Source organism: Streptomyces sp. NH27 (assembly GCF_056859195.1).
Window position 1 is genome coordinate 1 of the sequence record NZ_JACEGK010000887.1, and the last position, 1,617, is coordinate 1,617.

A 1,617-nucleotide genomic window follows, 5' to 3' on the forward strand; every position below is an offset into this window, starting at 1 on the left:
CACCATGGGTGGCCGTGACGCAGACGAGCGAGCCGCTGACCGCTTCCCTATCCGCCCCGCCGCCGCGCTGGGCCGCGCTCCGCGTGTCCGCGCTGGCCGCGGGCGCAGTCGCCGCCGGGCTCGGGCTCGGCGGGATCGCCGCCGCCGTGCTGATGCTGTGGATCGGTTCGCCCTTCCCCGACAGCGGCCTCGGCGGTGCCCTGCACGTGGGCACCGACCTGTGGCTGCTCGCGCAGGGCGCGGACCTGGTGCGCACCGACACGCTCTCCGGCGACCCCGCGCCCGTCGCCGTGGCGCCGCTGCTGCTCAGCGTGCTGCCCGCGTGGCTGGTCTTCCGTGGTACGGCCTCGGCCGTGGCGGCCGCGGTCGACGGCAAGGACGCCGACGGGTCCGACCGGCGGGACACCGGCGGCGGCCCCGACACTTCCGGCGGCTCCGTCCGGCCGGACCGCTTCGCCGGCTCCGTCGGCGCCGACCCCGACGGCCGTCTCACCGGCTCGGCCCGGCTGCGCGCCGCCGCCACGGTGACCGGGTGGGTGCTCGCCGGCTACCTCACCCTCGCCGCGATCGCCGTCGTCTACGCCACCGGCCGTTCCGTGCACGTAGACCCGCTCACCGCCCTGTACGTGCTGCTCTTCGCCGGTGCCGCGGCCGGCTGCGGGGCGTGGGCGGGCTGCGGGCGGCCCGGCCCGGAACGGCTGCCGCTCGACCGCTTCCGTGGTGGCCGCCTGTACCGGCTGCACCGGGCCTACGCCGAGGAGGTCGGCGCGGCGGTGCGGGCCGCGGCCATTGCCGCCGGGCTGCTGCTGGCCGGTGGCGCCCTGGTCGGCGCGGCCGCGCTGGTCCGGCACATGGGCGCGGTCGGCCAGACGTACCAGCAGCTCAGCGGGCCGCTGGTGGGGCGGGTCTCGGTGCTGCTGCTCGCCGTCGGCCTGGTGCCCAACCTCGCGGTGTGGGCGGCGTCGTACGCGCTCGGGGTCGGCTTCGCGGTCGGCGCGGGCAGCACGGTGGCCCCGGCCGGCGCCTCCGGCTACCTGCTGTTGCCCGGCTTCCCGCTGATGGCCGCGCTGCCGCACAGCGGTACGTCCTGGGTCGGCTGGACCACGCTCGCGGTGCCGGCGCTGGCCGCGCTCGGGGTGGCCTGGTCCGTCGGGAACGACGCCTGGCCGGTGTGGAGTACGGTCCGCGTCACGGCCGGGGCCGCGCTCGTGCTGGGCGCCGGGTTCGCGGTGCTCGCCGCGTGGTCGGGCGGGCCGCTGGGCCTGCACCGGCTCGCGGACTTCGGGCCGAAATGGTGGCTGGCGGGGGCCGCGGCGGCCGGGTGGACGCTGGCGATCGCGCTGCCGGGCGCGCTGGTGCTGCGCTACCACGTGGCCCATCCGCCGCACCCGTGGCGGGCGTTGATCGGGGGGCTGCGGGTGCCCCGGCCGCGGATGCCCGACGTGTCCTGGGCGCGGCTGCGCGGGTCGGCGGGGAGCCGTGCCGGCGAGGAGGACCCGAGCGAAGTGGTGGCCACGGCGCCCCCGAGCCCGTCGGCAGCGGGCGCCCCCGCCTCCGTACCGAAGCCGGCCCCCGCTCCCTCGGCCTCCTTCCCCCCACTGCTGCCCGGCCTCGCCC

At 78.8% G+C, this 1,617-nt stretch carries 1 protein-coding gene; it reads left to right on the forward strand.

Annotated features, from left to right (window positions below):
• Positions 1-14: 14 nt before the first annotated feature.
• A partial coding sequence (locus tag AC13HU_RS36795) for a cell division protein PerM (protein WP_483046346.1) occupies positions 15-1,617 on the forward strand: 1,603 nt, incomplete at its 3' end.